Source organism: Bradyrhizobium sp. WSM1253 (genome assembly GCF_000244935.1).
In the GTDB taxonomy this organism is placed as follows: Bacteria; Pseudomonadota; Alphaproteobacteria; order Rhizobiales; family Xanthobacteraceae; genus Bradyrhizobium; species Bradyrhizobium canariense.
The window spans coordinates 1746550-1772953 of the sequence record NZ_JH600073.1 but is presented as its reverse complement, the minus strand read 5'-3'; the positions used below and the strand labels follow the sequence as shown (position 1 = coordinate 1772953).

The window sequence follows — 26404 nt, the reverse complement described above, 5'->3', positions numbered from 1 at the left end:
TCAGGCGAAGTAGCAGCTCACCGAGCCGTAGGCGCCATAATCGGCCTGAATTGTGTCGCCCTTGCGGGTCTCGATCGGACGGATGAAGGAGCCCGCGAGCACGATTTGTCCGGGCTCGAGCGCAAGGCCGAGCGGTGCGATCTTGTTGGCGAGCCAGGCAACGGCCGTTGCGGGATGATTGAGCACGCCGGCGGCAAGGCCAGTCTCTTCGAGCTGACCATTCTTGAAACAGAGCGCGCCGATCCAGCGCAGATCAGCATCCAGCGGGCGGATCGGCCGTCCGCCGAGCACGATGCCGGCGTTCGCCGCGTTGTCGGCGATGGTGTCGAAGATCTTTCGCGTCGCCTTGGTCTGAGGATCGACGCGCTCGATCCGCGTGTCCAGAATCTCCAGCGCCGGCACCACGAAGTCGGTGGCGTTGAGCACGTCGAATAGCGTGCAGTCGGGGCCCGCGAGGCGCTTGCTCATGACGAAGGCGAGCTCGGCTTCCACGCGCGTCGCGATGAAGCGCTCCGTCGGGACGAGGCCACCATCGGCAAAGAACATGTCGTCGAGCAACACGCCGGAATCCGGCTCGTTGATCCCAAGCGCGCTCTGCATCGCCTTCGAGGTCAGGCCGATCTTGTGTCCCCTGACGATGCGCCTCTCGGCGATCTTGATATCGACCCAAGCCTTCTGAATCGCGTAGGCGTCAGCGATGCTGATGTCGGGGAAGTCCTGCGAGAGCTGCCGGATCTGCGTACGGGACTTCTCCGCCTGGTGCAGACGGTTCGCGCAAGCTCGGATATCGTCGTTTGAAAGCGCCATGTGTAATCTTACAGATCGTGGTGCCGGAAGATACTTAACATGTTAAGTGAATGCGTCAAACACAATTTGGCTTGCTGCACTGCAAACGTTTCGCGGCTTGAAAGGGCGTCATGACGAAGAGACCGGCTGATCCCGCGAACGGAAGCGAGCCCGCCGTGCGGCAGGTGCCGATGCGCGACTTCTCGCGCTCGCTGCCGATGTCGTTGCTGCGGGCACGCGAAGCGGTGATGCGGCAATTCCGTCCCTCGTTGCGTGAGCATGGCCTGACCGAGCAGCAATGGCGCATTCTGCGCGCGCTCGCGGCAATCGACACGGTCGAGGTCACGGAACTCGCGCGCACGGCGTTCCTGCTCGGACCGAGCCTGTCGCGCATCCTGCGCGATCTGGAGGCGCGCAGCCTGATCGAGCGCAAGACCGCGAAGGCGGACCAGCGCCGCAGCATGGTTTCGATCTCGGAAAAAGGCGTGAAGCTGATGGCCTCGGTGGCGCCGTCCTCCGAAGCGATCTATGCGGAGATCACGCGACGCTTCGGCGCACGCAAGCTCGTCGAGTTGCAGGAGATGCTCGGCGAACTCGAACAGAGTCTCGCAGGGCTCGGCGCAAGCGAGGAGGCAAGTGCCGAGGAGTGAAAGCAGATATGCGCGAGCGCGCGGCAACAATCATGGACATCGCCGCATTTTTTCGCTCAAGTGCCGCTCAAGCCGATCGCTGCAAAATCGGCGCGCCGGAACGGATTGCGCCGCCTTTGCCAGTGACACCTTGCGCCATCGCGAGCGTAGCGCGGCGGTCGGGATCGCGCTAATAACGGCATCGTGCTGTCGCGGCGCTCGTCATGGTGACGAAGGTCCAAAACAAAGAAGGAAGGCAACGTGGCGAACAAGGTCAAGGAAATCTGGAAGTCGGGCAAGGCCGTGGTCAACGCGTGGCTCGCGATTCCCTCCGGCTTCTCGGCCGAGATGATCGCGCAATGCGGCTTCGACAGCGTCACCGTCGACATGCAGCACGGCGTGCAGGATTATCTGTCGATGGTGCAGTGCTTCCAGGCGATGGACAAGCACCCGATCACGCCGATGGTCCGCGTGCCCTGGAACGAGCCCGGCATCATCGGCAAGGTGCTCGATGGCGGCGCCTATGGCGTGATCTGCCCGATGGTCAACACGCCGCAGGAAGCCAGGAACCTCGTGTCCTATTCCAAGTACCCGCCGAAGGGCGTGCGCTCCAACGGACCGATTCGCGCCGGCATGTACGGCACCGCGGGCTCCTACCAGAAGACGGCCAACGACGACATCGTGCTGCTGCCGATGATGGAGACCAGGACCGCGGTCGAGAACATGGAAGCGATCTTCGACGTCGAAGGCATCGACGGCGTCTATATCGGCCCGTCCGACCTCGGCTTCTCCTACGGCCTCGAGCCGAAACTCGATCGCACCGAGCCCGAAATCCTCGCGATCTACGAGAAGATCGTCAAGGAGTGCGGCAAGCGCGGCCTCAACCCCGGCATCCATTGCAGCGGCGCCGAAGGTGCCGCGCGCGCCATCAACATGGGCTTCAAGCTGGTGACGCTGTCGAACGAGGTCGGTCTGATGACGACCTACGCCAAGATGCAGGTCAACGCCACCCGGAAGGATTCCGGCGGCAAGGCCTGATCTCTCTCTGTGTCCCGGACGCGGTGCGGCGCGTAGCGCCGCTCCGCAGAGCCGGGACCCAGAAGCCAGTGAAGCACATTACGTAAACAACTGGGGCCCCGGCTCAGCAGCGCACCGTTTCAGGCTGCGCTGCGTCCGGGGCATGATAGTTTCGATACAGGAGACATCCCATGACCATCAGCCCCGTCATTCGCCTGCATCCCGATGATGGCGTGCTGATCGCGCGCGCAAGCCTGCCGCCGGGAACATCGGTGGCCGACGGCGTGACCACGGTCGAGCGCATTCCTTCCGGCCACAAGGTCGCGATCAAGCCGATCGCAGTCGGCGAGCCGGTGATACGGTATGGCCAGATCATCGGGTTTGCGACGGTGCCGATCGCGCCGGGCCAGCACGTGCACGTGCAGAATTGCGGCATGGGCGATTTTGCCAAGGACTATGCCTATTGCGCCGACGTCAAGCCGACGCCGAATTTCGATCTGCCGGCGAGCTTCGAAGGCATCCGCCGTCCGGACGGCCGCGTCGCCACGCGCAACTATATCGGCATCCTCACATCGGTGAATTGCAGCGCGCATGTCGCAAGCCTCGTCGCCGACGTGTTCAAGAAAAATCCGTTCACCGGCGACAATCCGCTGGCCGACTTCCCGAATGTCGACGGCGTGGTCGCGCTGACCCACAAGACCGGCTGCGGCATGACGCAGAACGAGCCGCTAGCGCTGCTCCGCCGTACGCTCGGCGGCTATGCGCGGCACGTGAACTTCTCCCACGTCATCGTGCTCGGCCTCGGCTGCGAGGTGAACCAGATCGGCGGCCTGATGGAAGAGCAGAAGCTCGCCGGCCGTCTGCGCGCGATGGACATCCAGGAGGTCGGCGGCACCCGCAAGACGGTGGAGGCGGGCATCGCGTTCGTGCGCGAGGCGCTCGCGGAGTCCAACAAGGTCAAGCGCGAATCCGTACCGGTGCGCGAATTGACCGTGGCGCTGCAATGCGGCGGATCGGATGGCTATTCCGGTGTCTCCGCCAATCCGGCGCTGGGCGCGGCCAGCGATCTCATCGTGCGTCACGGCGGCACCGTGATCCTGTCGGAGACGCCGGAGACCTATGGTGCCGAGCATCTGCTGACGCGCCGCGCCGTCAGCCGCGAGGTCGGCGAGAAGCTGGTCGATCTCATGCGCTGGTGGGACGAATACACGACGCGCGAAGGCGCCGAGATGAACGCCAATCCAAGCCCGGGCAACAAGGCCGGCGGTCTCACCACCATTTTGGAGAAGTCGCTCGGCGCGATGGCGAAGGCCGGCACCACCAATCTCGTCGAAGTGCTGCGCTACGCCGAACCCATCACCAAGAAGGGTTTCGTGTTCATGGACACGCCCGGCTACGATCCCGTTGCCGCGACCGGACAGGTCGCCGGCGGCGCCAACCTCGTCTGCTTCACCACGGGCCGCGGCAGCGTGTTCGGCTGCAAGCCGGCGCCCTCGATCAAGCTCGCCACCAACACGCCCATGTATAAGCGCATGGAAGAGGACATGGACGTCAATTGCGGCACCATCCTCGAAGGCGAGGAGAGCGTCCAGCAGTGCGGCCAGCGCATTTTCGATCTCATCCTCAAGACCGCGTCCGGACAGCCGACCAAGAGCGAGAGTTTTGATTTCGGCGGCGCCGAGTTCGCGCCATGGGTGCTGGGCGCGACGATGTAACCTCGTTGTTGCGCGCCGGCGGTAGCCCGACACTACAAGCGATGCTCCTAAGTAATGATACGGAGCCGTCAAGTGATCACGGGGGTTCCCGCGGTCACACCTGATTAACATCTTCTGCCGTAATCCCTGGGAGGATGCGAGCTCCACTCATTTGGAGCGTTCGCCCTTCGTGAGGATTCGTCAACGATGACGCGTGCGATACGGCCGACCGGCGTGGAAAATCTCCTCGGAGAGGAGGAGCTGATCGTGTCGAAGACCGACCTCAAGGGCCGCATCACCTACGCCAACGATGTCTTCATCCGTATGGCGCAGTACTCCTGAAAGGAGCTGATGGGCGCCCCCCACAGCCTGATCCGCCACCGCGAGATGCCACGCTCCGTCTTCAAGCTGCTGTGGGACACGCTCCAGTCCAGGCAGGAGATCTTCGCCTACGTCGTCAACCTCGCGAAGGACGGCAGCCATTACTGGGTGTTCGCCCACGTCACGCCGACATTCGATGAGCGTGGCGATATCGTCGGCTATCACTCCAACCGTCGCAGACCCGATCCCGCGCAGATCGAGCGTATCAAGCCGATCTACAAGGCGCTGTGCGCGGAAGAGGCGCGGCATGCCAATGCCAAGGACGGCATGCATGCGAGCTTCGAGGCGATGGTCGGGCTGCTCAAGCAACAGGGTGTCGGTTACGATGAATTTGTGCTCTCTCTCTAAGGCGCAGGGAGCGACCGCGCTCGCATCCGTTCTTGCCGTCGTCGCGTTCGTGCTCTCGCTCGCCGGTACGACCGGAGTTTCCGGCGCGGCGTTGCTTGGCGTCACGGTCGTGCTGCTCGTCTATGCCGTCTGGTGCCAGCACCGCACGGCGGTGGCCGTCGACGAGGTGGCAGGCGTGTGCCGCAAGGCCGCAGGTGGCGACCTCGAGGCGCGCATCCTCAGCATCCGCCAGGCCGGACGGATCGGCGCCATTCAGAAGTCGGTCAACGACATGCTCGACATCACCGATGCCTATTTGCGGGAAGCTTCTGCGTCGATGGACTATGCAAGCCGCGGTAAATATTTCCGCAAGATCCTCGCGCACGGATTACCCGGCTCGTTCCGCCGTTCAGCCACCGTCATCAATTCCGGCACCGACAGCCTCGGCCGTCGCGTGGTCGAGATCGCGGACCTCGCAAAGCAGTTCGGCACCCATCTCGACCAGGTCGCCGGCACTCTGATGGGCGCGGCAACCGATCTCGAATCCGACGCCGGCCAGATGGCGGCGGCGGCCGAGAAGACCAGCCGACAGACGTCCGGCGTGCTCAGTGCGTCCGACCAGGCCTCGCGCAACGTCGCCACCGTCGCCAGCGCCGCAGAGCAGCTCGCATCATCGATCGCCGAGATCAGCCGGCAGGTGGCCGGTTCGACCACGAGCACGGGGCGGGCGGTGAACGAAGCCAATCGTGCCGGCAGCGAGATTCGCATGCTTGCGGATGCAGCGATGCGGATTGGCGACGTGGTCAAGCTGATCAGCGAGATCGCCGAGCAGACCAATCTCTTGGCGCTCAACGCCACCATCGAGGCCGCGCGGGCAGGCGAGGCCGGCCGCGGCTTCGCCGTGGTCGCATCCGAGGTCAAGAGCCTCGCCAACCAGACCGCGAAGGCGACCGAGGAGATCAGCGCCAAGGTCGGCGAGATGCAGCAATCGACCACCAATTCGGTCGCCGCCGTCGAGGCGATCGCGCAGACCATCACCGAGATCAACGGCATCACCGCCTCGATCGCGACCTCGATCGAGCAGCAGGGTCTCGCCACCCGTGAGATCGCCCGCAACGTCCAGGAAGCCTCGGCCGGTACCTCGCAAATGTCCTCCAACGTCACCGGCATCAGCGAAGCCGCCGCCGACACGGGCCGTGTGGCGAGCCGCGTCAACAGCGCCTCCGAACGCGTCCATGGCGAGGTCGAGACGCTCCGGCGCGAGGTGACGCAATTCCTGCAACGGCTGACGTCAGCGGCGTAGGGCCTTCGATGCAGATGCACTCTGCTAACCCTCTCCCCTTGTGGGAGAGGGTGGCTCGCCGCTCAGCAGCGAGACGGGCGAGGGGTCTCTCTCCGCGCGCACCTCTCACGCCGGAATTCGCGGAGACGTACCCCTCATCCGGCGCTTCGCGCCACCTTCTCCCACAAGGGGAGAAGGAAGAAAGCGACCGCCCGCACCTTGCGTAGGCACCCTTTGCCCGTTGTTAGTGCTTGATCGAGGTCACCAGCGGTGTTCTGCTCAAAAAAGCTGCTGGAGTACCGCACCCCGTGTCGATCTACGTCGCATTACACCACGTCACGCACTACAAATACGACCGCCCGATCGATCTCGGCCCGCAGACCATCCGTCTGCGGCCGGCGCCGCATACGCGCACGCCGATCCTGAGTTATTCGCTCAAGGTCACGCCGGCCAATCATTTCGTGAACTGGCAGCAGGATCCGCTGGGCAATTGGATCGCGCGTTATGTCTTCCCGGAGAAGACGACCGAGCTCAAGATCGAGGTCGATTTCACGGCGCAGATGACCACGGTCAATCCGTTCGACTTCTTCGTCGAGCCCTATGCCGACAGCTTTCCGTTCGAATATACGCAAGATCTCAAGACCGAACTCGCGCCTTATCTCGAGACCGTCAAGCCCGATCGGCTGTTCGCGAAATATCTCGACACGATCCCGCCCGAAGCCCCGAACACCGTCAACTTCCTGGTCGACCTGAACAGGGAGCTGCAGAAAAAGATCGGCTACGTCATCCGCATGGAGGCGGGCGTGCAGACGCCGGAGGAGACGCTCTCCTCCGCGGCCGGCTCATGCCGTGACTCCGCCTGGCTTCTGATCCAGACCTTCCGTCATCTCGGTCTCGCCGCCCGTTTCGTCTCCGGCTATCTGATCCAGGTCCGTCCCGACATCGATCCGATCGAGGGGCCGCCGGAGGTCGAGAACGATTTCACCGATCTCCACGCCTGGGCCGAGGTCTACCTGCCGGGCGCCGGCTGGATCGGCTTCGACGCGACCTCGGGCATGCTCGCGGGCGAGGGCCACATCCCGGTCGCGGCGACGCCGCACTACCGCTCGGCCGCGCCGATCTCCGGCGGGGCCGGCTTTGCCGAGGTCGAATTCGCCTTCGACATGAGCGTCAAGCGCATTCGCGAGGCGCCGCGCATCACAAAACCGTTCTCGGACGAATCCTGGATACGGCTCAACGATCTCGGCGAGCAGGTCGACGGCGATCTTGCGGCGCAGGACGTGCGTCTGACCATGGGCGGCGAGCCGACCTTCGTCTCCGTCGATGATCTCGAAGGCGCCGAGTGGAACACGGATGCCGTCGGTCCGACCAAGCGCGGGCTCGCCGACGATCTGATCCGCCGCCTGCGCGCGCGTTTCGGACCCGGGGGCCTGCTGCACTTCGGGCAGGGCAAATGGTATCCCGGCGAAAGCCTGCCGCGTTGGGCGTTCGGCCTGTACTGGCGCAAGGACGGCGTGCCGATCTGGAAGAATGCCGACCTCATTGCCAGCATTGAAAATCCGCGGCCGGCACAGGCCAAGGACGTCCAGGCGTTCGTGGAAGGCGCGGCGTTACGGCTTGGCCTCGATCCCGGTTACATCATGCCGGCCTATGAGGACACCGCGTACTGGCTGCAGAAGGAATCCGAGCTTCCCGTCAACGTCGATCCCTCCGATTCCAAATTGTCCGATCCGGAGGCCCGCGCGCGGATGGCGCGGGTGTTCGAGCAGGGGCTCAACAATCCTCGCGGCTTCGTGCTGCCGGTGCAGCGCTGGAACGCGGCACCACGCTGGCGCAGCGAGCGCTGGCAGCTCCGGCGCAGTCATCTGTTCCTGATGCCGGGCGATTCGCCGCTCGGCCTGCGCCTGCCGCTGGACTCGCTCGGCTATGTCCCGCCCGATCAATATCCCTACATCGTCGAGCGGGACCCGATGGAGGCCCGCGGCAAGCTGCCGGTGTTCAGCCTTCCGGCGCGTCCCGACTCGCCGGAGCGGCTTGAGCCGGAAGAGCTCAACACCTCCGTCCCGGTCCGCACCGCGATGTCGGTCGAGGTTCGCGATGGCGTGCTCTGTGCCTTCATGCCGCCGGTCGAGCAGATCGAGGATTATCTCGAGATGATCGCGGCGCTCGAAGCCACGGCCGAGGAGATGCAGCTCCAGGTCCACGTCGAGGGTTATCCGCCGCCATTCGATCCGCGCGTCGACGTCATCAAGGTGACGCCCGATCCCGGCGTGATCGAGGTCAACGTCCAGCCGGCAAAAAACTGGCGCGAGGCGGTCGACATCACCGCCGGGCTCTATGAAGATGCCGGCAAGACGCGCCTCGGCGCCAATCGCTTCCTGGTCGACGGCCGCCACACCGGCACCGGCGGCGGCAATCACGTCGTGGTCGGCGGCTCGAGCCCGCAGGACTCGCCGTTCCTGCGCCGGCCTGATCTGTTGAAGAGCCTGGTGCTGCACTGGCAGCGTCATCCGTCGCTGTCCTATTTCTTCTCCGGCCTGTTCATCGGCCCGACCAGCCAGGCACCGCGCATCGACGAAGCCCGCCACGACAGCATTTACGAGCTCGAGGTGGCGCTCACGCACGTGCCGCCGCCGGGCACTCAGGCGCCGCTGTGGCTGGTGGATCGCTTGTTCCGGCATCTCCTTGTCGACATCACCGGCAACACCCATCGCGCCGAGATCTGCATCGACAAGCTCTATTCACCGGACGGCACGACCGGCCGCCTCGGCCTGGTCGAATTCCGCGCGCTCGAAATGCCGCCGGATCCGCGCATGTCGCTGGCGCAGCAGCTGCTGATCCGCGCGCTGATCGCAAAATTCTGGCGCGAGCCGCAACAAGGCAAGTTCGTGCGCTGGGGCACCGCGCTGCACGACCGCTTCATGCTGCCGCACTTCATCTGGGAAGATTTCCTCGAAGTGCTGACCGAGTTGAAGCAGTCCGGCTATCCGTTCGAGCCCGAATGGTATCTGGCCCAGCTCGAATTCCGCTTCCCCGCCTTCGGCCGCATCCATCATGGCGGCGTGACGCTGGAGCTGCGGCAGGCGCTGGAGCCCTGGCACGTGCTCGGCGAGGAGGGCTCGGCCGGCGGCACCGTGCGCTATGTCGACTCATCGGTCGAGCGGCTTCAGGTCAAGGCGGAAGGCTTCGTCGAGGGCCGCCATATCGTCACCTGCAACGGCCGTCGCCTGCCGATGACCGCCACCGGCCGCTCCGGCGAAGCCGTGGCCGGCGTCCGCTTCAAGGCCTGGCAGCCGGCCTCCGGCCTGCACCCCACCATTCCCGTTCACGCGCCACTGACGTTCGACCTCATTGACACCTGGAACGGCCGCTCGCTCGGCGGCTGCGTCTATCACGTCGCCCATCCCGGCGGCCGCAGCTACGACACCAAGCCGGTCAACACCTACGAGGCCGAGGCGCGGCGGCTGGCGCGCTTCCAGGACCACGGCCATACGCCGGGCCCGATGCAGCCGCCGCCCGAGGAACGCACAAATGAGTTTCCGCTGACCCTCGACTTGCGGTCCCCGCTCCTGCAATGAGTATGATGCGGGGGCAGGGAGAGGCGCATGGCCGAGGGCGCAGCCGAAGAGGACGACAAGGCGGGTAAGGCGCAAGGTCAACGTGAAGGCCAGCGCCGTTTTGCGCAATGGGTCCGCGACTATAAGCGCCTTCCCGGCATCCCCGACGAGTTTCTCGGCCCGGACGGCAAGCCCCGCGCCGTCTGGAGCCGCTTCTTCGATGCCTTCGGCGGGCTCGCGCCCGACGAGGTCGAGCGGCGGTTCGGCATGGCCGACCGTCATCTCCGCGAGGCCGGCGTCACCTATCGCGCGCCCGGCGAGAGCGCCGACCGGCCCTGGTCGATCAGCCATCTGCCGCTGCTGATCGACGAGGCCGACTGGAAGCAGCTGTCCGACGGCATCACCCAGCGCGCCGAGCTGCTCGAGCTCGTGCTGCGCGACATCTATGGCGAGGGCCGCCTCGTCGCCGAAGGCGCGCTGCCGGCGGCCGCGATCGCCGGGAGCCCCGAATATCTCCGCCCCGTCTGCGGCGTGCCGCCGCCGGGCGGGCGCTATCTCTCGCTCTATGCCGCCGATGTCGGCCGCGGGCCCGACGGCCGCTGGTGGGTGCTCGGCGACCGCACGCAGGCGCCGTCGGGCGCGGGCTATGCGCTGGAGAACCGCCTGGTGCTCTCGCGCGCCTTCTCGGATCTCTACAAGTCGATGAACGTGCCGCGCGTCGCGCCGTTCTTCGAGGCCTTTCGCGACAGTCTTCGGGCGCGCGCCGACCGCGACGAGCCGCGGATCGGCGTGCTGACGCCGGGCAGTTTCAGCGAGACCTATTTCGAGCACGCGACGCTGGCGCGCTATCTCGGCTTCCTGCTGGTCGAGGGCGACGATCTCGCCGTCAGCGACAACCATATCCACATCCGCACGGTTGCGGGCCTCAAGCGCCTCGACGTGCTGCTGCGCCGCGTCGATTCCAATTCGCTCGATCCGCTCGAACTCGATGCCTCCTCGCGGCTCGGCGTGCCCGGCCTGATCGACGTGCTGCGCAAGGACGGCGTCGTCGTCGCCAACATGCCGGGCTCGGGCGTCCTGGAGGCGCGCGCGATGCTCGGCTTCCTGCCGGCGCTCAGCCGCCGCCTGCTCGGTGAGGAGCTGAAGATGCCGCACATCGCGACCTGGTGGTGCGGCCAGCGCTCGGCGCGCGACGAGGTGTTGTCGCGGCTCGACCGGGTCGCGATCGAGGGGGCCTATCGCCGCGGCGTTCCCGGCTTCGACAGCAATGGCCCCGTGCTCGCGAGCGAGCTCGATGCGGCCGAACGCCAGCGCCTGATCGACGCAATCAGCGCGCGCGGCATGGACTATGTCGGCCAGGAGGTGGTGCGGCTCTCGACCATGCCGGTGTGGGAGCAGGGGCAGATCACCCCGCGCCCCTTCGTGCTGCGCGTGTTCGCGGCCGCAACTCCCGACGGCTGGGCCATCATGCCCGGCGGCTTCTGCCGGATCGCCGAGCAGCCGGATGCGCGCGCGGTGTCGATGGGCGACGGCGCGCGTTCCGCCGACGTCTGGGTGGTCTCGGACAAGCAGGTCTCGACCGCGACGCTGCTGCCTGCGGTCGACAAGGTGCGCATCCGCCGTATCGCCGGCGTGCTGCCGAGTCGCGCCGCCGACAATCTGTTCTGGCTCGGCCGCTATCTCGAACGCGCCGAGGCGACGCTGCGGCTGGTGCGGGCGCTGGGCTCGCCGAGCGGGCCCAACAAGGGCACCGCGGCGTCGCTGCAATCGGCCGAGCGTATCCAGCGCCTGCTGGTGACCTGGGGCGCGATCTCGCAGACCTCGCGCGCGGCGCCCGGCCGCATCGTCGCCGAGGCGCTGCAGAGCCCGGAGCGTTTCGGCTCGGCACTGTCGCTGGTCCGCGCGGCCCAGCGCACGGCGACCTCCTTGCGCGAGCGGCTGTCGCCCGATGCCTGGCAGGTCATCACCGAGATGACCGAGCGGCTGGCCTTTGAGGTCGAGGACGACGACAGCGTGCTGAGCGCGGCCGAGCTGACCCTGCAGGAGCTCGCGAGCTTTGCCGGCCTTGCGCATGAGAACATGAACCGCGCCGCCGGCTGGCGCTTCCTCGATATCGGCCGCCGCACCGAGCGCGCCATCAACACCACGCGTTTTGCCCGGCAGTTTGCCTATGACGAAGCCGGCGACGAGGATCTCGATATCCTGCTCACGCTGGTGGATTGCCAGATCACCTACCGCTCGCGCTATCTGCTGGCGCCGATCCTGGCGCCGGTGCGGGACCTCGCCGTGCTCGACAGCTACAATCCGCGTTCGGTGGCGTTCCAGGTGACGGCGCTGAACGAGCACATCGCCGCACTGCCGAGCCTGAAGGAGCATGGCCTGATCGAGAAGCCGCAGCGGCTTGCGGTCGCGATGCAGGCGATGCTCGCGACCGCGGAGGCCGAGAAGCTCGAGGTCAAGACGCTGTTCGCCCTGGAGCAGGATCTGCTCAGCCTCGCCGAGGCAGTCGGGCAGCACTATTTCCCGCACGGCCCCAATGCCAGCCGCCCGGAAAAACTGACGGGGCTGGCGTGATCTACGATATCCGCCACGTCACCACCTACGAATACGAGAGTCCGGTCAGCTTCGCCCGCTGCACGCTGCGGTTGGAGCCGGGGAGCGGCCATGGCCAGGAGCTGATCTCGCATAAGGTCGAGATTCGTCCGCGCCCCGCGGAGCGTAGCGTCCGGCGCGATTTCTTCGGCACCCTGACCGAGAGCGTCGTGATCGAGGCCGCGCATCGCACTTTGCGTATCGATTCCCGCTCTCGCGTCAAGGTGTCGCGCCAGCCGCCGGCGCGCGCCGCTGCCAGCCCGACCTGGGAGAACATTCGCGACATCGCCTTCGAGGCGACGAGCCTCGGGCCGTCATCGCCGGTCGGCTATGTCTTTGCGAGCCCGCTGGTCCCGGTGCTGGGACCGGTCAGCGCCTATGCGGCGGAAAGCTTCGCGCCCGGCGCAGCCATCCTCGCCGGGGCGGTCGATCTGATGCATCGCATCCGCACCGAATTTCGCTACGACCCCAAAGCGACGGTGATCTCGACGCCGCTTGACGAGGTCTTCGTCAAGCGCCATGGCGTCTGTCAGGATTTTGCCCATGTGATGATTGCGGGCTTGCGCGGGCTGGGCCTGCCCGCGGCCTATGTCAGCGGATATCTGCGCACCATTCCGCCGGCGGGCCAGCCGCGCCTGCAGGGCGCCGACGCTACCCATGCCTGGGTGTCGCTGTGGTGCGGGGAGGAGCTTGGCTGGGTCGATTTCGATCCGACCAACGATCTTATGGTTGCTGGCGATCATATCGTGCTCGCGGTCGGCCGCGACTTTTCCGACGTTTCGCCGGTCGACGGCATCATCGTCGGCTCGCCGAAGCAGAAGCTCGACGTCGCCGTCGACGTGCTTCTGGTGGAATGATTACGGGTCCTGCCGTGCCCGCGACGCCCAGCCCGGGTGTGTCGGGCCGGCACCGCAATCGCGATATCGCGGGGCACAACCGCAACATATTTCCGTATTTTCGTTCCCGGGTTTGGCCAGTCGGCCCAAGTTGGGCTAAGCTGGCCTTTGCGTCGAGGACATGAATGAGACGTCGGGAGTTGGCGTGGAACACCACCGACAAGCGGGGCTGCATCCATGATCACGTTACCGAAACTGGCGGCGGAGACCCTGGAGAAGTTGCTGGGATCGTTCATGCGTCGTCGGTACGACGAGTCCTACGCCAGAGTGCTGGAAGGCTCGACTCGGACGGCGATGGAATGCATCGGCAACAGCGACGCACTCTATCACAACATCGAGCACACGATGTTGGTGACGCTGGCCGCTCAGGCGATCCTGATGGGACGTAATCTCCACACGCATCTTGCGGCTGAGGACTACATCAACGTTCTGATCGCATGCCTTGCGCACGACATCGGCTATGTCCGCGGTCTGTTTCCGGAGGATGATGAAGACGGTTTCATCATCGATGATTCCGGCACCAAGGTGGCGCTGCCGCGTGGCGCTTCGGATGCCAGCCTGATGATGTATCACGTCGATCGCTCGAAGCTTTTTGTACGGCGGCGGCTGCCGCAAGTTCGGGGCGTGGACAGCGAGCGCGTCGCCCGCGCCATCGAGGGAACCCGCTTCCCGGCCCGCGAAGGGCAGGAATACGACGACGACGCCTCGATCCTGCGCGCTGCCGATTTCATCGGGCAACTCGGCGACCCCAACTATCTGCGCAAGGCCAACGCGCTCTATTACGAATTCGAAGAAGTCGGCATGAACCGCCAGCTCGGTTACGATTCGCCGGCCGATATCGTGAACCGCTATCCGCAGTTCTATTGGAATAGCGTCGCACCGCACATTCAGACCGAGATCGGCTACCTCAACAAGACCGAGATCGGTCGGCAGTGGATCGCCAACCTCTACAGCAACGTGTTCCGCGCCGAACGCGACATCACGTTGTCCGGGCCGCAGAAGTAGGGCGGACTCTCGTAGCCCGGATGGAGCGAAGCGCAATCCGGGAAACCTGTCGCTGCGGACGCACCGCCCCGCATTCCGCTTCGCTGCATGCGGGCTACGACATCGCAAATCGGTCAGTCGATCATGCAACAAAAAACAATCGCCACCGATATCCTCGACATTGCCTATCGTGAATACGGCGCGCCGGACGGCTGGCCCTGCATCATGGGTCACGGCTTTCCCTACGACGTGAACGCCTATGCCGAGACCGCGCCGATCATCGCGCAAGCGGGCGCGCGGGTGCTGGTGCCCTGGCTCCGCGGCTACGGGCCGACGCGATTCCGCTCCGCTGCGACGTTGCGCTCCGGCGAGCAGGCGGCGCTTGGCGCCGATCTGCTGGCCTTCATGGATGCGCTTGGAATCTCGCGCGCGGTGGTCGGCGGTTACGACTGGGGCGGGCGCGCGGCCTGCGTGGTCTCGGTGCTGCATCCGGAGCGCGTGATCGCGCTCGTCTCGGGCAATTCCTACAACATCCAGAACATCGCGCGTTCGATGGAGCCGGCTTCGCCACCGGAGGAGGCGGCGCTCTGGTATCAATATCTCTTCCACAACGAGCGCGGCCGCCGCGCGCTGGAGCGCAACCGGCGCGGTTTTGCGCGCCAGCTCTGGTCGATGTGGTCGCCGACATGGGCGTTCGACGATGCGACGTTCGAGACCAGCGCAATGTCGTTCGACAATCCTGATTTCGTCGATGTCGTGATCCACTCCTATCGACATCGTTACGCGCTGGTCGCGGGCGATCCCGCCTATGCCGCGATCGAGGCGAAGCTCGCCGCCCAGCCGCCGGTCCGGGTGCCGACCATCGCGATCGATGGCGACAGCGACGGCGTCAATTCCGGCACGGCGCACCATGCAGGCAAATTCGAGGGCTTTTTCGAGCGGCGCGTCTTTGCAAGGGCCGGCCACAATTTGCCGCAGGAGCGGCCGGCCGAATGGGCGCAGGCCGTGCTCGATGTGCGGAAAGCGGCCTCATAGAGCCGGGTTTCTCGTCCCCACTGTCTTGCCGCTCTCGCAGCTTCCGATTTTTCCTGATCCCGGGAACCTTTTCCAATCGCAGCCGTCCAAGCTGTGGGGCCGCTTTCTGTATGCGGTTCGTTGCAGGGGAGGTTTTCGATGAAGACGCAAACGCGCAGGCTGGAACGTGTCGCGGTCGCGCAGGCGCCGAGCGAGCGGCCTGAGAGGGCGGAGGTCGAGCAGGCGATCCGGACCATGATCCGCTGGGCCGGCGATGATCCCGCGCGCGACGGTCTGCGCGATACGCCGGGCCGGGTCGCCCGCGCCTTCGAGGAGTATTTCTCCGGCTATGCGCAGGATCCGACCGAAATCCTGCAAAAGACGTTTGAGGAGATCGAAGGCTATGACGAGATGATCGTTCTGCGCGGTGTTCGCTTCGAAAGCCATTGCGAGCACCACATGGCACCGATCGTCGGCCGCGCCTGGGTCGCATATATCCCGCAAGGGCGCGTCGTCGGCATCTCCAAGCTCGCGCGTCTCGTCGACATCTACGCCAAGCGGCTTCAGATCCAGGAGAAGATGACCGCACAGATCGCCAACACCATCAACGATGTGCTGAGGCCCGAAGGCGTCGGGGTCATCATCAAGGCAACGCATCACTGCATGACCACGCGCGGCGCGCACAAGCCCGGGACCGATCTCGTCACCAGCCGCATGCTCGGCGTGTTCCGCGACAATGCGTTGACACGCCAGGAGCTGCTGGGGCTGGCCAATTCGGACGATTGATCCGCGGCGACCCAAGGAGGCAACGCCATGACTGAGGACAAGAAGCCAAGCGGGCCCGACCTGAGCAGGGGCGTGACGCTCGCCGCGTTCAAGGGCGGCAAATTGCTCGGCCATGTCGGCGAGGAAGACGTTCTGTTGGTGCAGGCCGGCAGCGAGATCTTTGCGATCGAGCCGGCCTGCAGCCACTATCACGGCCCGCTCGCCGAAGGACTGGTGGTTGGCGACACCATCCGCTGTCCCTGGCACCACGCCTGCTTCTCCTTGCGGTCAGGCGAGGCGACCCGTCCGCCGGCGCTGAATGCGCTGGCGGTGTGGGAGGTCTCGCGCGATCAGGACAAGATCATCGTTGAGCGCAAGCGCGAGATGCCGAAGCCTCCGGCGCCTCATCGGACAGCGCCAACGCCGGAAAAATTCGTTATCATCGGCGGCGGCGCGGCGGGTTTCGCGGCGGCGGAGACGCTCCGTCGCGAGGGCTTTGCCGGCGCCATCACCATGCTTAGCAATGACAGCGCGATGCCGGTGGACCGGCCCAATCTCTCCAAGGATTACCTCGCGGGCAACGCGCCGGAGGATTGGCTGCCGCTGCGGGGCGAGGACTACTATCGGGACGCCGGCATCGATCTCAGGCTCAACACGAATGTCGCCGCGATCGAGGCGAAGACGCGCAGCGTGACGCTGGGCAACGGCGACAGGCTGCCGTTCGATCGGCTGCTGCTCGCGACCGGCGCCGAGCCGGTCAGATTGCAGATTCCGGGTGCCGACCAGCCTCATGTCTACACGGTGCGCTCCGTCGCCGACAGCCGCGCCATCATCAAGGCGGCCGCCAGCGCCAAGCGCGCGCTGGTAATCGGCGCCAGCTTCATCGGCCTCGAAGTTGCGGCCTCCTTGCGGGCACGCAAGATCGAGGTGCACGTGGTCGCGCCGGACGAACGGCCGATGCAGAAGGTGCTCGGTCCCGAGATGGGCGACTTCGTGCGCGCGCTGCATGAGGAGAACGGCGTCAACTTCCATCTCGAGGACACGGTGGAGAAGCTGGACGGCACGCGCGCCACGTTGAATAGCGGCGGCGTGATCGAGGCCGACCTGGTCGTGGTCGGCATCGGCGTCAAGCCGCGCCTCGCGCTCGCCGAGCAAGCGGGACTTGCGGCCGACCGGGGCGTCAGCGTCAGCGGATATCTGGAGACCAGCATAGCCGGTATCTTCGCGGCCGGCGACATCGCGCGCTGGCCCGATCCGCATTCGCGGCAAACCATCCGCGTCGAGCACTGGGTCGTGGCGGAGCGGCAGGGCCAGACCGCGGCACGCAACATGCTCGGCAAGCGCGAGCGCTTCGAAGCCGTGCCGTTCTTCTGGTCTCAGCACTATGACGTACCGATCAACTATGTCGGCCATGCCGAGAGCTTCGACGACATCGCGATCGACGGCAGCATTTCCGGCAAGGACTGCCTGCTGAAGTATCGCAAGGGCGGCCGCGTCCTCGCGGTTGCTTCAATTTATAGGGATCTCGACAATCTCAAGGCCGAGCTGGAGATGGAGCGAACACGCGGCTGAGGCGCGCATCCGGTCTTGATTTGCGTCAATGTTGCTGGCCGCGAGGGCTGCTGTGCTGGCTGTTGTCCCGGTGCGGCGCGCGCTATACTGGCCTGTGCTCGCGGGCTTCCATGCAGGAGTCACCGTCATGACAAGTGCCTCGGATACCTCCCATCCTTCCGGCCTGGGCTCCGGGATCTCGGCCCTGCATGCCAAATGGGGCTGGATCGTAGCCTTGGGAGTCGTCTACCTCGTCGCCGGCTTCGTCGCACTTGGCAGCGTGGTAATGGCGACGGTGGCGAGCGTCATCGTGGTTGGCGCCATGATGATCGTCGCGGGCGCGGCCGAAATCATCGGCGCGTTCCAGATGAAAAGCTGGGGCAAGTTTGTGATCTGGGCCTTGCTCGGCGTACTCTATGTTATCGCGGGCTTTCTCACCTTCGAGAACCCGCTGTTTGCTGCAGTGTTGCTGACTCTGTTCCTGGGCGCATCGCTGCTCGCCTCCGGCGCCGTCCGGCTCTTTCTCGCCTTCAGCATGAAGCGTGAAAGTCCATGGGTCTGGGTGGCGCTCTCGGGCGCCATCACGCTGCTGCTGGGGCTGTTGATCCTGGCACGTTGGCCGGTGAACAGCGTCTACATCCTCGGCCTGTTTCTCGGCATCGACCTGATCATGGCGGGCGCGGGGTGGGTGAGCCTGGGCTTCAGCCTGAAGCGGCGCCACTGATCAGCAACTCGACGCAAGACCCTCTCACGGAACTCCGCTGATCTGGCGTGCTGGCAAAAAGCAGCACGCCGCGCCTTCCGACCAGCGCGGCGATCATCACCGGGGAGAAACCATGAAAGCCGCTTTGGTCCTGGCTGCAGCCTTGGCTGCCTGCTTGTCCACGCCTGTCTCCGCGCAGAAATCTTACGGTCCCGGCATCAGCGACACCGAGATCAAGATCGGCAACACCATGCCCTATAGCGGCCCCGCATCGCCGCTCGGCATCACCGGCAGGGTGATCTCGGCCTATTTCGACGAGGTCAACGAGAAGGGCGGGATCAACGGCCGCAAGCTCAATCTCCTGTCGCTCGACGACGCCTTCTCGCCGCCGAAGACCATGGAAGCGGCGCGGCGGCTGGTCGAAGGCGACGGCGTCGCCTTCATCTTCGCGACCATGGGCACCGCGCCGAGCTCGGCGATCGCGAAATATCTCAACAGCAACAAGGTGCCGCAGCTGTTTCTGATCAGCTCGGCCTCGAAGTGGAACGACCCCGCCAACATGCCCTGGTCGATGGCGCTGCCATGGGCACCGAACTACACCAGCGAGGCCGCCATCGACGTCGCCTATGCCCGTGCCAAGAACCCGAACGCGCGCTTCGCGGTGCTCTATCAGAATGACGATGCCGGCAAGGAATATCTGCGCGGCGTCAAGGAAGCGCTTGGTGCCGACGCCGACAAGGCGATCGCGATGGCGTCGAGCTTCGAGGTCGCCGACCCCACCGTCGATTCCCAGGTGCTGACGCTCGCCAACACCAAGGCCGACGTGTTCATGATCTATTCGGTGACGCCGCGTGCCTGCGCCCAGGCGATCCGGAAAGCGCATGAGGTCGGCTGGCAGGCGACGCGCTTCCTCGCCTCGGGCTGCGCCAACAAGGCCACCGTGATGGTTCCGGCCGGCCTCGATGCCGGCAAGGGCGTGCTCTCGCTCGGCTCGCTCAAGCCGTTCGTCGAGGTGCCGAAGGACGATCCGGCGATGACGACCTATATCGACTTCATGAAGAAGCGCCTGCCCAATGCCGACGTCAACAACGTCGCGGGTCTCTACGGCTACACCGTTGCCGAGGCATTGGTGGTCTTGCTGAAGCAGTGCAAGGACAATCTGACGCGCGAGAACATCATGGCGCAGGCGGCCAATTTGAAGAACGTGCCGCTGTCGCTGCTGATGCCCGGCATCACGCTCAACACCACGCCGCAGGATTTCCGCCCGATCAAGGACGGCTATATGCTCCAGTTCAACGGCAATGACTGGATCGTCGCGAGCGAGCTATTGCGCGGCACGTGAGGGGACTGCGCGAGGTCGACGAACGGGTTGAGGGAGCTCTCTCCGCGAGTTCGGAATCGTAGGGTGGGCAAAGGCGCACTTGCGCCGTGCCCACCACCTATCAATGCTTCGAGAGAAGCGGTGGGCACGCTTCGCTTTGCCCACCCTACGATACTGGCGCGAAGGTCGGCGAACGGGAGGATCAAGAATGGATTTTCAACACTCCGCCCGCTCGATGGAATTGCAAGAGCGCGTCCGCCGGTTCATGCGGACGCATGTCGAGCCGGTCGAGGAGCTCTATTACGAGCAGGTGAAGCCGGAAGCGACACGCTACAAGACGCCGCAGGTCCTTCAGGACCTGAAGCGGCTGGCGCGCGAGCAGGGGCTCTGGAACCTGTTCCTCTCCGGCGAGCACGGCCAAGACCTTAACAACACTGGCTTGACCAATCTCGAATATGCGCCCGTGAAGGAGATCATGGGCCGCATCCTTTGGGCGCCCGAGGTCTTCAATTGCTCGGCGCCCGATGTCGGCAACATGGAGGTGCTGGCCAATTACGGCACGCCGGCACAGCAGGAGCGCTGGCTGAAGCCGCTTTTGGAGGGGCGCATCCGCTCCGGCTTCTCGATGACGGAGCCGCAGGTCGCCTCCAGCGATGCCACCAACATCCAGTGCGAGATCAGGCGCGACGGCGGCGACTACGTCATCAACGGCCGCAAATGGTTCACCTCCGGCGCGATGAACGAGGATTGCGAGATCCTGATCGTGATGGGCAAGACCGCGCCTGACGATCCCGACCGCCACCGTCAGCAATCCATGATCCTGGTGCCGAAAGCGACGCCCGGCGTGCGCATCGTGCGCGACATGCTGACCTACGGCTATGACGACGCGCCGGTCGGCCATCCCGAGATCGTCTACGAGAACGTTCGCGTGCCCGCAGAGAACATCCTGCTCGGCGAGGGCCGCGGCTTCGAGATCGCGCAAGGCCGGCTCGGCCCCGGCCGTATCCATCATTGTATGCGGCTGATCGGCTGCGCCCAGCGTGCGCTCGAATTGATGTGCCAGCGCGCGGTCTCCCGCACGGCGTTCGGCAAGCCGCTCGCAGAGCAGGGCTCGGTGCGCGAGGACATCGCACATTCATTCTGCGAGATCGCGCAGGCGCGGCTCTTGACGCTGCAAGCCGCCGACAGGATGGACCGCGAGGGCAACAAGATGGCGCGCGACCTGATTGCGGCCGCCAAGATCGTGGTGCCCAGCATGGCCGCCCGCGTTATCGACCGCGCCATCCAGATCCACGGCGCCGCCGGCGTCTCGCAGGACACGTTCCTCGCCCGCGCCTATGTCTACGCCCGCTTCATCCGCATCGGCGACGGGCCGGATCAGGTGCATCTGGCTGCGGTGGGGAAGGAGCTGATCAAGCGGGGCGGGGTGATGGAGGGGTAGGTGGTTGCTCTTAGCCAGGGCGTGCAGTCATAGACGGCGGATGCCCGCTCATGGGGGTGAAGCAGATTGCGGCAACGCCGACACTTTGATTTTTGCTCCTGAACTGCCGTCGATCACCCGCCGCTATGCAGCCGGTTTCTCATCCATAAGCCAATAGACGATGGCTGTCAGAGCAAGGGTCGATGCGCCTGCAACGATAAACGGGGCGAGATAGTCGCCATTCGAACTGAACTGCAGGGCCGCGCCCAAAAGTGCGATCCCGAAGCTGAAACCGATTTGGCGCATCGTCACGCAGATGGCAGATGCGGTCGCCGCACGATCGCTTGGAACCGCCGACACGGCGGCGGCAGTGATCTGCGCGTTGATCACGGCACAGCCTGACCCGCTGACGAGCAACGCAATGACTGTCACTACCAGCGTGTCCGGCCCCACGTTTCCGCCGGAGATTGCACCAAGGGCCAGGTCAGCCACCCCGATAAGCGCGAGACCACCACAGAAGAACGAGCGTGATGGGATGCGGGTCGTCAAAACCGCTCCATAGCGCGGCAACACCATCATCGGCAATGTGAGCGCGACCAGGAGCCAGCCCGCCTCAAACGGACTGAGACCCAACGGACCGCGCGCCAATTGCGGCACGTAGACGAGAAGCGACCAGAAGCCGGTCGATCCCGCCATCGGGACGAGGCACATCGCGACGAACTGCCGAGATCCGAACAGCTTGAGATCGAACGCCGGGTTGGGATGTCGGCGTTCCACCCAAACGAAAAGGAGGAGCGCAATCCCCGAAGCGGCGAGTCCCGTCAGGAACGTCGCCGAGGCGACGCCACCAAGCGCAGCTGCTTCCAGCAACATAAACGCCAACGCCGCCGAAATTGTCGCAAGAAGGCCAGCACCGAGCCAATCCACCTTGGCGCTCGAACGCTGCTGGTCGAGCTCATTGCCAATTCTGTACAGCACCAGGAAGACCAAAACGGCGCAAAGCGGCAAGTTGATCCAGAAAATCCAGCGCCACCCGATCGTATCAGCCAGGAGCGATCCGAGCGGCGGGCCAGCGACCATCGAGGCACCGACGATCGTGCCCCAAAGTCCAAACGCCCGCGCACGTCGGGGCCCCTCGTAAGCACCAGCAAGGAGGGCAGACGAGGTGCTGGTGATGCAGGCACCGGCGATACCTTGCAATGTGCGGAATGTCAGCAAAACGTCGAGCGTGTTGGCGCACGCACACAGCAGAGAGGCCAGGCCAAACAGCCCTGCACCCCAGGTGAACATTTGAACGCGTCCGTATCTGTCGGCAAGGCTACCTGCAATCGGCAAACAGAAGATCAAGGCAAGGCTGTAGACGTCGATGACCCAGGCCGCTCGTGCGGAAGCGGCACCGAGATCGTGGCCAACATCGGGTAAGGCAGCCGCTAGAGCCGTCAGGTCGACTTGAAACAGAGAGCCGCTCAAGCACGCTGCAAGCAGCGTCGCCGTTTCCAGGGACATGCGATTGCCGCGATGGCCGTCATCGGCAAGCCAACTGGCGCTCGGCATTTCATCATCGTCGTGCTGAGGTTTGTCGAGCATGGTTGTTTCGGCCTCCATGGAGCATGGATGGCCGGGCAACGGGCTTTGGTCGAATGATGGTTCCTCAAAACCTCATGAATCGGTATCATGGCGTGAGGAGATCGAGATGCCACGCCGCTTGCCACCCTTCGCGCCCCTTGTCGCGTTCGACGCGGTCACCCGCCATGGCTCGTTCACGCGCGCCGCGGCGGAGTTGGGCGTCACGCAGAGTGCGGTCAGCCATCAGATCCGAAAACTGGAGGACCATTTCGGGGTTGCATTGTTGCAGCGGCAGAATCCAGGGGTCGGGATAACACCTGCCGGCGCGCAGCTTAGGCAAGAGCTTGCCGCAGCACTCGACGCGCTTGGTGCGCTGGATGCTCAGGTGCGGCGGCGCTCGAACCGAACGACGTTGCGCGTGGGCGCCGGCTCGGCGTTGGCAACATGGTGGCTCGTCCGCCGCCTGCCAGATTTTACGGCGCGATATCCGTCGATCAACGTTGATCTCAAACCACTGGAGACGGGTGACAGTTCAAAGCGGCCGCTCGACGTGCGAATTGTCTGGAACGCCGGCGAAGACGCACGGCGGACGTCTACTCAATTGCCGCTGTTTTGGGAGCGGATTTTTCCCGTCTGTGCGCCGCACCTGTTGCCCCGGCGGCCGACGGCTTGCTGACCCTGCCGCTCATCCACAAAGGCGACAACGCGACCGGCGACTGGGGTTGGCCCTCCTGGTTTAGACGCCTGGGATTGCCGAAATCGGGCGCTGCCGCTGGCAGCTTGACGCTGGACGACATGGGAATGTGCATGTCGGCTGCGGCCGAAGGAGCCGGGGTGACACTTGGGCGCTCACTTCTTGTGGCAGATGCGGTTTCGTCTGGACGCCTCGTGTCCGCACTCGCCGATTACCCCGCAGTCGAGTGCACGAAAATTCAGGTTGCCCAGTGGCCAGCCGATTTGATCGGCGATCGCAGCGTCGAGTTATTCGTGAATTGGCTCGCCGAGCAGGCCGAGACGACCGTGAGGAATATTTCGGCTGCATAGTCCTTTGCCGGCCCTCTGCCGATTTGTTAGGGGCCGGCACTGTCAGTTCGCAGCTATTCGTCGGGGCTCTCGTCGTCATGCTGTTGACGCAATGTCTGTCTTAGACGGCGACAACTAAAACGCCGTGCTGGAACCGTTGGGGTTCCTACAAACGGTTCCGGAGCCAGGGGTTGGCTCGACCCGCAAAACGATTTGCGGCATCGGAACCGAACAATCGAAAATCACAGGAGATATAATGGTGTTTCGATCGAGCGCCGCAATTTGCGGCGCCGTGGTTGCGCTTGCCGTTTCCGTTTCTATTGCGCGATGTGAAGCTGGTGGGGTTCACTCAAGCGCCGCCGACAATGCCGCTTCCGGGGAAGCGATCGTTGGCGCGGCATCCATGTACAATCCGTTCAAGCCCGGCAAAGAGGAGGGCGGCCCGAAGACGGCTTCCGGCGAGCGCTATGATCCCTCGGTCTGGTCGGCCGCCATCAAGACGAGCTTGCGTAAGAAATTCGGTGGGGTCCAATTTGGCGCGAAGCCGAAATATGCCCTCGTCGAGGCCGTCGGCAAGAAGGTCATCGTCAGGATAAATGACGTGGGACCGCTAAGGCCGGGCCGCATCATCGACTTCAATGAGCGGACGATGCGCCATTTCGATCCGAGCCTGGAGCGCGGGGTCATTCCTGACGTAAAAGTCCGGCCGCTTGCCGGCGGCGATTGGACACCCGGACCGGTTGGCTGAACCGTCGCATCAGAACGTCGAGCAACACGCCCGTCCAGAACAGTCGAGCGCCTCGATGGCTTCATCGCGTTTGTCTCGATCGGCGGGAAGCGTGCCTGACGCGTGGAGACACGACGCTTCGTTGGCGGGAAAAATTCGCGCGTACATTCCCTCGGCAGGACGACCAAGGTCTCGGGCGGCGCGCCTTCGCCATGATGACATCATGCCGGTGTTTTGCCCGACGAGTCAAATGTCATTTCGTAAAATACGAATATATTTGGACTAGAGCCAAGCCATTGATATCGCTGTCCCCGGCTACTGTGCATGGGGTTGTTTTCGCGTTTTTTGCTGGAGAGACCCCACCGCCGACTCTGCTGGCGATGGACGTGCTGCTAGCCCGCCTTGGCGACGCGGCCGTCCGCTGCGCCCGAGCGCAGGTTCTGGAAGAACTTCTCCACCTCGCGCGACAGCGTCTCCGCCGTCTCGGTCACGCTGCTCGCAGCCGTCAGCACCGAGGAGGCTGCAGTGTCGGTCTCGCCGATGGCGTCGCGGAGCGAGCTGATGTTGGCGACGAGGGTCTCGTTGCCTTGGGCCGCCGATTGCGCGTTGGACGAGATCTCGCGCGTGGCGGCGTCCTGCTGGCCGATGGCGCCGGCGATCGCCGAGGTGACGTCGTTGATCTCGCGCACTGCGCCGCCGATCTCGCGGACGGCGTCGACCGCGTTGCGGGTGGAGGACTGGATCATCGAGACGTTTTCGCTGATGTCGGCCGTGGCCTTCGCGGTCTGCCCCGCGAGCGCCTTGACTTCATGCGCGACGACGGCAAAGCCGCGGCCGGCATCGCCCGCGCGCGCGGCCTCGATGGTGGCATTGAGCGCGAGCAGATTGGTCTGCTCGGCGATCGCCTGGATCAGGCTGAGCACGCCGTCGATGCGTTGCGTGGCGGCCGCCAGGCTCTCGATCTCGGCGATCGATTTCTCGGTGCGCTGGCCGGTCTGCTCGACCGCGCTGGCGGATTGCCGCACCTGCCGGCCGATCTCCACCACCGACGCAGACAGCTCCTCGGCCGCGCCTGCCACCGCCGTGACGTTGTGCGAAGCCTGTTCGGTGGCGTTCGCCGCCGTGCCGGCGCGGCTGCTCGCGTCCGCGGTGACGCGGGTGATGGTCTGCGCCGTCTCGCGCATGACCGAGGCGTTGTCGCTGAGGCCGCGCATGATCGCGCCGATCGCCTCGCGAAACGCGTCGACGGATTGTTCGATGTGGCGGGCGCGCTCCTCGCGCGCGGCGGAGTCCTGCGAGACCTGCGAGGCGAGGTTGCGGTTGCGCGCCATCGCGTCCTGGAAGATCTGGATCGCGCGTGCCAGTGCGCCGATCTCGTCGGCCCGGTCAGAGTGGGGCACCACGACGTTCTCGGCGCCGTCAGCGACCTGCTTGATGGTCGCGGTGATGGCGGAGAGGGGGCGTGCGATCGAGCGGGCGATGATGACGATGCCGATCACGACGAGGGCGAGCGCCACGCCGGCGAGGCAGGTCAGGACCAAGGACAGGGTGCGATTGGTCTCGGTCTCGTGCGCGATTTGCCTTGCACGCTCGGCATAGACCTTGGACAGCGCCTCGAGATCCTTGTTCAGCGCCGAGCGCACGGCGCGGTTGGCGTCGTTGTCGCCCCATTCGCGGCCCGCGGCCGCATTGATCTCGACGCCGCGGCGCACCAGCTCCTTGCGAAACTCGACGAACTGCTCGATGCGCTTCTTGAACGTGGCGAACTGCTCGGCATCGTCAGCCTTGACGATGGTCTCCCAGCGCTTCACGACGTCAAGGATCTGGGCGTTGAACTTGAGCAGGCCCTCGCCGTACTTCTTCACCACGGCCGGTTCAGTCGACATGTAGACGCCGCGCGATTCCATCACGACCGCATAGACCAGCGAGTTGACCCGCTCGACGTTCAGCGCGGCGGCGTTCGCGGTCTCGATCGCGGTGGTCAGCTCGGCGCCGCGGCGGCTGTTGTAGTCGGACAGCATCGCGATCGCCGCCGTGAGAATCGCGAACAGCGCGAAGATGGCGTAGAGCTTGTTGGCAAGCGTGAAGCGGCCGGCGAGGCCGGTGGCATTCCCAGGTCGGTCAGTTGTCATGGTTTTCAGGGGCCCGAATGGCCGGGAGCGGCCGGAG

General features: G+C 64.9%; 20 protein-coding genes and 1 pseudogene. 18 read left to right on the top strand and 3 right to left on the bottom strand.

Annotated features, from left to right (window positions below; translation table 11 throughout):
* Positions 1–807 carry a 2-oxo-hept-4-ene-1,7-dioate hydratase gene (gene hpaH, locus BRA1253DRAFT_RS10130; protein WP_007593661.1) on the bottom strand — a complete coding sequence of 269 codons (807 nt, stop codon included), beginning with the start codon at positions 805–807 and terminating at the stop codon, positions 1–3.
* A gap of 110 nt (positions 808–917) precedes the next feature.
* On the opposite strand from hpaH, the gene hpaR reads away from it, so the two are divergent.
* From hpaR to BRA1253DRAFT_RS10055, 15 genes and pseudogenes are all read left to right on the top strand, one after another.
* Positions 918–1436 carry a homoprotocatechuate degradation operon regulator HpaR gene (gene hpaR / locus BRA1253DRAFT_RS10125; protein WP_007593660.1) on the top strand — a complete coding sequence of 173 codons (519 nt, stop codon included), beginning with the start codon at positions 918–920 and terminating at the stop codon, positions 1434–1436.
* A 240-nt stretch (positions 1437–1676) separates the two neighbouring features.
* The gene (locus BRA1253DRAFT_RS10120) at positions 1677–2453 is read left to right on the top strand and encodes an HpcH/HpaI aldolase/citrate lyase family protein (RefSeq protein WP_007593655.1); all 777 of its coding nucleotides are present in this window, start codon (positions 1677–1679) and stop codon (positions 2451–2453) included.
* A gap of 170 nt (positions 2454–2623) precedes the next feature.
* Complete coding sequence (locus tag BRA1253DRAFT_RS10115; RefSeq protein WP_007593654.1) at positions 2624–4147, top strand: UxaA family hydrolase; 1524 nt, start codon at positions 2624–2626, stop codon at positions 4145–4147.
* A gap of 186 nt (positions 4148–4333) precedes the next feature.
* Positions 4334–4855, top strand: a pseudogene (locus BRA1253DRAFT_RS10110) (PAS domain-containing protein).
* A complete protein-coding gene (locus BRA1253DRAFT_RS10105; RefSeq protein WP_007593653.1) occupies positions 4833–6137 on the top strand; it encodes a methyl-accepting chemotaxis protein in 1305 nt (434 codons plus the stop codon). The pseudogene BRA1253DRAFT_RS10110 and the gene BRA1253DRAFT_RS10105 overlap by 23 nt, the downstream one beginning before the upstream one ends.
* 287 nt (positions 6138–6424) lie before the next feature.
* On the top strand, positions 6425–9694 hold the full coding sequence (locus tag BRA1253DRAFT_RS10100) for a DUF2126 domain-containing protein (protein WP_007593652.1): 3270 nt from the start codon (positions 6425–6427) through the stop codon (positions 9692–9694).
* A 27-nt stretch (positions 9695–9721) separates the two neighbouring features.
* Positions 9722–12247, top strand: a complete 2526-nt coding sequence (locus tag BRA1253DRAFT_RS10095; protein ID WP_007593651.1) for a circularly permuted type 2 ATP-grasp protein — start codon at positions 9722–9724, stop codon at positions 12245–12247.
* Positions 12244–13122, top strand: a complete 879-nt coding sequence (locus tag BRA1253DRAFT_RS10090; protein WP_007593649.1) for a transglutaminase family protein — start codon at positions 12244–12246, stop codon at positions 13120–13122. Before BRA1253DRAFT_RS10095 ends, BRA1253DRAFT_RS10090 begins: the two co-directional genes overlap by 4 nt.
* A 216-nt stretch (positions 13123–13338) precedes the next feature.
* A complete protein-coding gene (locus BRA1253DRAFT_RS10085; protein ID WP_007593648.1) occupies positions 13339–14166 on the top strand; it encodes an HD domain-containing protein in 828 nt (275 codons plus the stop codon).
* A gap of 123 nt (positions 14167–14289) precedes the next feature.
* Complete coding sequence (locus BRA1253DRAFT_RS10080; RefSeq protein WP_007593647.1) at positions 14290–15180, top strand: alpha/beta fold hydrolase; 891 nt, start codon at positions 14290–14292, stop codon at positions 15178–15180.
* A 138-nt stretch (positions 15181–15318) separates the two neighbouring features.
* Positions 15319–15945: a GTP cyclohydrolase I FolE gene (gene folE, locus BRA1253DRAFT_RS10075; protein WP_007593645.1), complete on the top strand. Its 627-nt coding sequence runs from the start codon at positions 15319–15321 to the stop codon at positions 15943–15945.
* Between the two features lie 27 nt (positions 15946–15972).
* Complete coding sequence (locus BRA1253DRAFT_RS10070; protein ID WP_007593643.1) at positions 15973–17496, top strand: FAD-dependent oxidoreductase; 1524 nt, start codon at positions 15973–15975, stop codon at positions 17494–17496.
* Between the two features lie 127 nt (positions 17497–17623).
* Positions 17624–18199: an HdeD family acid-resistance protein gene (locus tag BRA1253DRAFT_RS10065; RefSeq protein WP_007593641.1), complete on the top strand. Its 576-nt coding sequence runs from the start codon at positions 17624–17626 to the stop codon at positions 18197–18199.
* 112 nt (positions 18200–18311) lie between these two features.
* Positions 18312–19520 carry an ABC transporter substrate-binding protein gene (locus tag BRA1253DRAFT_RS10060; RefSeq protein ID WP_007593639.1) on the top strand — a complete coding sequence of 403 codons (1209 nt, stop codon included), beginning with the start codon at positions 18312–18314 and terminating at the stop codon, positions 19518–19520.
* Between the two features lie 187 nt (positions 19521–19707).
* Positions 19708–20940, top strand: coding sequence for an acyl-CoA dehydrogenase family protein (locus tag BRA1253DRAFT_RS10055; RefSeq protein ID WP_007593638.1), 1233 nt, complete (start codon positions 19708–19710; stop codon positions 20938–20940).
* A gap of 123 nt (positions 20941–21063) precedes the next feature.
* On the opposite strand, the gene BRA1253DRAFT_RS10050 is transcribed toward BRA1253DRAFT_RS10055, so the two are convergent.
* Entirely contained in the window at positions 21064–22506 is a 1443-nt protein-coding gene (locus BRA1253DRAFT_RS10050; RefSeq protein WP_007593635.1) for an MFS transporter, read from the bottom strand.
* Between the two features lie 106 nt (positions 22507–22612).
* Between BRA1253DRAFT_RS10050 and BRA1253DRAFT_RS10045 the strand changes: the two genes are divergently transcribed.
* The 3 genes from BRA1253DRAFT_RS10045 to BRA1253DRAFT_RS10035 all read left to right on the top strand — a co-directional run bounded on the left by BRA1253DRAFT_RS10045 (position 22613) and on the right by BRA1253DRAFT_RS10035 (position 24256).
* On the top strand, positions 22613–23161 hold the full coding sequence (locus BRA1253DRAFT_RS10045) for a LysR family transcriptional regulator (RefSeq protein WP_051058410.1): 549 nt from the start codon (positions 22613–22615) through the stop codon (positions 23159–23161).
* Positions 23155–23529 (top strand): LysR substrate-binding domain-containing protein, encoded by a 375-nt coding sequence (locus tag BRA1253DRAFT_RS41320; RefSeq protein ID WP_245285892.1) that lies wholly within the window; start codon positions 23155–23157, stop codon positions 23527–23529. The genes BRA1253DRAFT_RS10045 and BRA1253DRAFT_RS41320 overlap by 7 nt, the downstream gene beginning before the upstream one ends.
* A gap of 235 nt (positions 23530–23764) precedes the next feature.
* On the top strand, positions 23765–24256 hold the full coding sequence (locus tag BRA1253DRAFT_RS10035; protein WP_007593634.1) for a septal ring lytic transglycosylase RlpA family protein: 492 nt from the start codon (positions 23765–23767) through the stop codon (positions 24254–24256).
* Positions 24257–24627: 371 nt separating this feature from the next.
* On the opposite strand, the gene BRA1253DRAFT_RS10030 is transcribed toward BRA1253DRAFT_RS10035, so the two are convergent.
* On the bottom strand, positions 24628–26367 hold the full coding sequence (locus BRA1253DRAFT_RS10030; RefSeq protein WP_007593633.1) for a methyl-accepting chemotaxis protein: 1740 nt from the start codon (positions 26365–26367) through the stop codon (positions 24628–24630).
* Positions 26368–26404 lie beyond the last annotated feature (37 nt).